At 60.8% G+C, this 5848-nt stretch carries 7 protein-coding genes and 1 pseudogene; 3 read left to right on the top strand and 5 right to left on the bottom strand.

Annotated features, from left to right (window positions below; translation table 11 throughout):
- Positions 1-100 (bottom strand): annotated as a pseudogene (locus tag EN984_RS38875) (DNA-3-methyladenine glycosylase I); the annotation flags it as partial.
- A gap of 92 nt (positions 101-192) precedes the next feature.
- On the opposite strand from EN984_RS38875, the gene EN984_RS19990 reads away from it, so the two are divergent.
- Entirely contained in the window at positions 193-756 is a 564-nt protein-coding gene (locus tag EN984_RS19990) for a DUF1003 domain-containing protein (RefSeq protein ID WP_127268645.1), read from the top strand.
- Positions 753-1340, top strand: coding sequence for a DedA family protein (locus tag EN984_RS19985; protein WP_127383895.1), 588 nt, complete (start codon positions 753-755; stop codon positions 1338-1340). Before EN984_RS19990 ends, EN984_RS19985 begins: the two co-directional genes overlap by 4 nt.
- A gap of 3 nt (positions 1341-1343) precedes the next feature.
- Here EN984_RS19985 and EN984_RS19980 read toward each other — a convergent pair whose 3' ends face one another.
- The 3 genes from EN984_RS19980 to EN984_RS19970 all read right to left on the bottom strand — a co-directional run bounded on the left by EN984_RS19980 (position 1344) and on the right by EN984_RS19970 (position 2829).
- Complete coding sequence (locus EN984_RS19980; RefSeq protein WP_127268647.1) at positions 1344-1931, bottom strand: hemerythrin domain-containing protein; 588 nt, start codon at positions 1929-1931, stop codon at positions 1344-1346.
- Positions 1932-1971: 40 nt separating this feature from the next.
- Positions 1972-2331, bottom strand: a complete 360-nt coding sequence (locus EN984_RS19975; protein ID WP_023810560.1) for a diacylglycerol kinase — start codon at positions 2329-2331, stop codon at positions 1972-1974.
- An 81-nt stretch (positions 2332-2412) separates the two neighbouring features.
- Positions 2413-2829 (bottom strand): GFA family protein, encoded by a 417-nt coding sequence (locus EN984_RS19970; RefSeq protein WP_027036778.1) that lies wholly within the window; start codon positions 2827-2829, stop codon positions 2413-2415.
- Positions 2830-3235: 406 nt separating this feature from the next.
- Between EN984_RS19970 and EN984_RS19965 the strand changes: the two genes are divergently transcribed.
- On the top strand, positions 3236-4306 hold the full coding sequence (locus tag EN984_RS19965; RefSeq protein ID WP_127271420.1) for a diguanylate cyclase: 1071 nt from the start codon (positions 3236-3238) through the stop codon (positions 4304-4306).
- Between the two features lie 104 nt (positions 4307-4410).
- Here the strand turns inward: EN984_RS19965 and EN984_RS19960 are convergent, their stop codons facing one another.
- Positions 4411-5784 (bottom strand): 3-deoxy-7-phosphoheptulonate synthase class II, encoded by a 1374-nt coding sequence (locus EN984_RS19960; protein WP_127383894.1) that lies wholly within the window; start codon positions 5782-5784, stop codon positions 4411-4413.
- Positions 5785-5848: the final 64 nt, after the last annotated feature.

Here is a 5848-nt window from a genome sequence, read left to right as displayed (position 1 = left end):
CGGCGGCATTGTCAGGCGCCGGACCCAGCAGCGACGTCAGTTCCTCTTCGCCGCCCTTGCGTTTTGCGGCGCGTGCGCGAATTTTCTTGAAATCGGCCATTGGTCCCTCGGCAACTGGAATCAATCTAACACTTCCCGTGTGAGCCGGCAGCCTCTACCTCTTACGGCAAGCCAAAGACCCTGGAGATGTCCATGAACAAGACGATCGACGACCTGGCGAACCGCTGGCTCAAGCGGCGGCCGGACGGCCTCAGCCAGCTCGAAAGCCGGGTGCTGCAATCGACGCTCGAACGCACCACCATCTCGCGCGACACCAACAAGACCGTCGCCTTCCACCAGACCTTCGGCGACCGGCTCGCCGACACGATCGCCCGCATCGGTGGGTCATGGTCCTTCATCCTGACCTTCATCGCCTTTCTGATCCTGTGGACATCAGCCAATGTCTGGCTGCTGTCGCGTGACGCCTTCGATCCCTACCCGTTCATCTTCCTCAATCTCGTTCTGTCGATGGTCGCCGCCTTGCAGGCGCCGGTGATCATGATGGCGCAGAACCGCCAGACCGAACGCGACCGCATCGACGCCGCCCACGACTACGAGGTCAACCTGAAAGCCGAGATCGAGATCATGGCGCTGCATGAAAAGCTGGATGAACTGCGCCACGGCCAGATTCTCGGTATGCGCGACGAGATCGTGCAACTGACCGAAATGATCAAGCGGATCGACGAAAGGCTGTCTTCGCAGCAGTCGGCTTCATGACCGACGCGATCCATCATTTCATCGAACAATACGGGCTGCTCGCGGTCTTTATCGGTTGCGTCGCGGAGGGCGAAAGTGCCGCCATTCTTGGCGGTTTCTTCGCCCACCAGCAGGTCTTCGTCCTGTGGCACGCGGTTCTTGCGGCGGCGCTCGGCGCCTTCGTCGGCGATACTTTCTTCTTCATCCTCGGACGAAGCTTCGCCGACCATCCCTATGCCGTCAGATTGCGCAAACGGCCCGGCTTCCGCCGCGCCTTTCGGCTGCTCAACACCCATCCCGACATTTTCGTGCTGTCCAACCGCTATATCTACGGCATGCGCCTCGTCGGCGGCATTGCAGCCGGGCTTTCCAACATCGCTGCGCCGCGCTTCGTCATCCTCAACGCGCTTTCATCGGCGGTCTGGGCGGTGCTGTTCGGCACGATCGGTTATGTCTTTGGACTTGGCGCCGAGCACGTCATCGGCCAGGCGTTGATGCATCACGAACGGTTGCTGATCGGGCTTGGCATCGGCTTGACCGTGGCCGTTCTGGCATGGCTCGTCGCCCGTCACATCGCCAGCAAGGAACGCGCCAGGGAGGGCTGATCGTCAATCCACGCCGAGCGCCTGGTCCCCCCGATCGAGGATAAGCGGGATGATCAGGTCTTCCTCGTCGGCAAGATGCCTTGTCAGCATGGCGATCAGCCGGCTGTTTTCGTCGGCATAGGCGTCGGCGGCGAAGCGCTGTCTGTCTTCGCTCTCCTGAAGCGTCTTGATGAACGCATTGGCCGCCTCGGCATTACGCTCCAGCCCTTCATGGATGGTGTGATGGTCGGCATCGAGTATCTCGAAGCCGTGCTTCAAACGGGGCTCGGCCTTGGCGAAGACCGGGAAATATTGATAATCCTCGACGTTGTGGTGACCGTCGAGGTTGCCTAGAAAATGATTGAGGCGGGGCGCGAACCAGCGCGCGAAATCAGGCGCCGTCAGCCGTCCCTCACGGTAGTCGCCGATGCCGTTGGCCAGCATGCCGCCAAGTTCGCGGAACATGTCGTGCCGCTGCAGCCACATATTGGCGATGCCGTGGATATTGGCATGATCCTGCCAGTTTTCACGCGGATATTTCTCGGCCAGCCAGCGCAGATCATCCGGCAGGCCCACGCGTTCGAGAAGCAGAAAATTGGCGGCCCCGGCCATGACAGTCTCCTTTGGTGACTGGCATATAGGCATCGAAAGGCTAGATCGGTAGCCCGGTGATCCGCTCGATAATGGCAATGCCCCAGACGCCGGCGACGATGAGTACCGAAATCAGCACCGCCAGCGAACCGCAATCCTTGGCCAACTGGATATCGACATTGAACTCGCGGCTGAAAGCGTCGCATGCCGCCTCGATGCCGGTGTTAAGCACTTCGACCATGATCAAGAGCAACACGGCGCCGATCAGCAAGGCATAACCGCGCCACGAGATCGAAACGAACCAGCCGAGCGGCAAGGCAAGCGCCAGCAGCATCAGCTCCTGCTGGAAAGCCTTCTCGCTGGTGGCCAGCTTGCGAAACGCCCGCACCGAATTGAAATAAGCATCGATCAGCCGCTGCATGCCAAACCCCTTTGCGAATCACCGGCACGGGATAATGCAATGGCTGGCCAGATCAATGGAATAAGGTGACTTGTCCAAGATTCATTCAGCAACCGGTATGGACGGTGTCGACTTTTCAAACTGTGGCAGCCCGTCGTCGATCGAATAATAGTCGCCCTTGTCACCGACGAAGATATGGCATTCGCCCTCAAGACCTGTCGGCTTGTCGAACGATCCCGCCATGACCGAAACGTAGTCCTGGTCCCGCGGCTTCCAGAACAGCACCGATCCGCATGCCTTGCAGAACCCACGCCTGGCGAAGGTAGAGGCTTCGTACCAGGTGATACTTTCCGTGCCCTCGATCACGATGTCGGCGTTGGCAACATTGGTCGCGGCATAGAAATGTCCGCTCTGCTTGCGGCATTGCGAGCAATGGCAATAGACGACGCCACGCAGCGCCCCGTTCGTTCTGAAGCGGACGGCTCCGCACAGACACGATCCCTGGTGACCATCACTCACGTCGATCCTCCTTGAAGAAAAGTGCCGGGCATGGCTTAGGATTCCAGCTTTGCCGCGCAAGCACGCAAGCAAATGCGACATGTGCTGGCGTGGAGAATCCGAAATTCGGTTTCATTTTCAAGAGTGCGATGCGCGAATCGCGAATTCAAGCCGCCGCACCGGCGTTGTTTCCAACTGTTGGACGCACGGACTAAGGCTTTTACAGCCCGCAGACAGAGAAAACCCGCTGAACCTCTGCCAGTTAAGGAAACTTTAGCGACGGCGCATTTATGGTCACCTGCAAGCGAAGGCCGTGGGTGGGGACGCATCCCTTCGCAAGTTGTTCGAAGCGTCGGTCGCATTCCCCAGGGCTCGGCGACAAAGGGAAACCGCGAATTCCGCGGAGGATCCGAGGGGAAGAACCAAGATGCAGCCGGCAGCTGTCCCGACCGAACGAAGCACCGACATCGCAGCCACTGTTGTCGCGACAATGCGCCAATTGGGCGTGCTCGGCCTGCCGCGCAATTACGAGATCTTCTATGAGGCCCTGAGCGGCACCAATCGCGAACTCAGCCTGGCCGTCGTTTCGCTGGCCAGCCGGCCGACACAGGATGAACTGGACCAGATCGGGCGCACTTTCTTTGCCCACAACCATGGCCCTGGCATCGTAGAGCATGCCAGAGACGTCATTGCCAGGGAGCTCGAGGAGGTTGCTTCGCTGCTGCGGAGCGAGCGCAGCCACATCGAGAAATACGGCAGGATCCTCGATGAGACATCGAGCGGCCTCAGCGGACGCAGCCTTCTCTCTCAGGATCTCCTGCAGAAGATCGCCAACGCCATGGCGGTTGCCACCAATTCGACGATCGATCACGGCCGGCAGGTGGCCTCGACGCTCAGCGACAAGACGGCCGAACTCGAAAGCGTCAAGTCGAAGCTTGAGGAGTACAAGCGCCTGGCTGACACCGATCCCTTGACGCATATCTGGAATCGGCGCGCCTTCGACAAGGAGATCACCAGGATCTACAACAGCAACAGGGGTATCCTGTTCAACGCCCTGGTTCTTGTCGACATCGACCGCTTCAAGGATATCAACGACCGCTATGGCCACCCGGTCGGCGACAAGATCATCCAGAGCATCGCCGATATTTTCCAGACCAGCATTCGCGGCGACATGTTCGTCGCCCGCACCGGCGGCGAGGAGTTCGCGCTGATCATCGAGGGCGCCAGCGAGGACGCCACCTATGACGTTGCGGAGCGCATTCGCGCCCTGATCGAGCAGACGCCGTTCACCAGCAGCCAGACCGGCACGAATTACGGCACCGTCACCGTCTCGATGGGTATCTGCATGGCGTCCGAAGCCGAAGGACCCGAAGATCTCTACACCAAGGCCGACCGGGCGCTCTATCGCTCCAAGGTCAGCGGCCGCAACCGGGTCACCAAGCACTCGACGATGGCAGGCCGGGCCGGCAAGAGCTGGCTGCTCTACAAGAAGGACTGACAGTCCCTGCCCGCTGGTGCCGGGAACACTGGACTAGCGCAGACATGAAAGGCGCCCGATTTCTCGGACGCCCTTTCGTGGATCTTATTCGGACTGCGCGAAAATCAGCCGTTGACCGCCTGCTTGTGCTGCACCGGGTGGCTCTTCTTCAACAGATCCGAGACCAGGAAGGCCAGTTCGATCGCCTGGTCGGCGTTAAGGCGCGGATCGCAATGGGTGTGGTAGCGGTCCTGCAATTCCTCGGCGGTGATGGCGCGCGCGCCACCGGTGCATTCGGTGACGTTCTTGCCGGTCATTTCGACATGGATGCCGCCCGGATGCGTGCCTTCGGCGCGGTGCACCTCGAAGAAGGTCTGGACCTCCTTGAGAATGCGGTCGAACGGCCGCGTCTTGTAGCCGGCGGCCTCGATCGTGTTGCCGTGCATCGGGTCCGACGACCACACCACGGAGCGGCCTTCCTTCTGCACCGCGCGCACCAGCTTCGGCAGATGGTCGGCGACCTTGTCGGAACCGAAGCGGGCGATCAGCGTCAGCCGGCCGGGCTCGTTCTCGGGATTGAGCAGGTCGATCAGCTCCAGCAAGCCGTCCGGCGTCAGCGAAGGACCGCATTTCAGCCCGAGCGGGTTCTTGATCCCACGGCAATATTCGACATGCGCATGATCGGGCTGGCGGGTGCGGTCGCCGATCCAGATCATGTGGCCTGACGTGGCGTACCAGTCGCCGGAGGTCGAATCGACGCGCGTCAGTGCCTCCTCGTAGCCGAGCAGCAGCGCCTCATGGCTGGTGTAGAAATCCGTCTCGCGCAGCGCGTAGTTGGTTTCCGAAGTGATGCCGACGGCCTTCATGAAGTCCATCGTCTCGGTGATACGGTTGGCAAGAGACTCATATTTCTCGCCCTGCGGACTGTCGGAGACGAAGCCGAGCATCCAGCGGTGCACATTCTCCAGGCTGGCATAGCCGCCTTGCGCGAAGGCGCGCAAAAGGTTGAGCGTCGCCGCCGACTGGCGGTACGCCATTTCCTGGCGAGCGGGATCCGGAATGCGCGACTTCGGGTCGAATTCGATGCCGTTGATGATGTCGCCGCGATAGCTGGGCAGCGTCACCTCGCCCTTGGTCTCGTTGTCGGACGAACGCGGCTTGGCGAACTGGCCGGCAACGCGGCCAACCTTCACCACCGGCTGCGCGCCGGCGAAGGTGAGCACCACGGACATCTGCAGGAAGACGCGGAAGAAGTCGCGGATGTTGTCCGCGCCATGCTCGGCGAAGCTCTCGGCGCAATCGCCGCCCTGCAGGAGGAATGCGTCACCGGCGGCGACAGAAGCGAGCTGCTTCTTCAGCTTGCGCGCCTCACCGGCAAAAACCAGCGGCGGAAAGGTTGCGAGCTGGGCCTCCGTGTTCTTCAGCGCGGCAAGGTCCGGATAGGCAGGAACCTGCTTGATCGGCTTTGCTCTCCACGAATTCGGCAACCATTTCGTCATCGCTGCACCCAACGCTCTTTCCGGCAAGCACCCTCGCCTGCCATTTCCCGCCCCTATATGGGAT

Origin of the sequence: Mesorhizobium sp. M7A.F.Ca.CA.004.12.1.1, from assembly GCF_003997835.1 — a bacterium.
Taxonomy (GTDB): Bacteria; Pseudomonadota; Alphaproteobacteria; order Rhizobiales; family Rhizobiaceae; genus Mesorhizobium.
The sequence above is the reverse complement of the archived record's forward strand: the minus strand, read 5'-3'. Positions and strand labels throughout refer to the sequence as shown.

Excerpts from the sequence above, each read along its gene's own strand:
- EN984_RS19960 (WP_127383894.1), bottom strand. The coding sequence starts at position 5,784 with ATGACGAAATGGTTGCCGAATTCGTGGAGAGCAAAGCCGATCAAGCAG.
- EN984_RS19990 (WP_127268645.1), top strand. The coding sequence starts at position 193 with ATGAACAAGACGATCGACGACCTGGCGAACCGCTGGCTCAAGCGGCGG.
- EN984_RS19985 (WP_127383895.1), top strand. The coding sequence starts at position 753 with ATGACCGACGCGATCCATCATTTCATCGAACAATACGGGCTGCTCGCG.
- EN984_RS19975 (WP_023810560.1), bottom strand. The coding sequence starts at position 2,331 with ATGCAGCGGCTGATCGATGCTTATTTCAATTCGGTGCGGGCGTTTCGC.
- EN984_RS19980 (WP_127268647.1), bottom strand. The coding sequence starts at position 1,931 with ATGGCCGGGGCCGCCAATTTTCTGCTTCTCGAACGCGTGGGCCTGCCG.
- EN984_RS19965 (WP_127271420.1), top strand. The coding sequence starts at position 3,236 with ATGCAGCCGGCAGCTGTCCCGACCGAACGAAGCACCGACATCGCAGCC.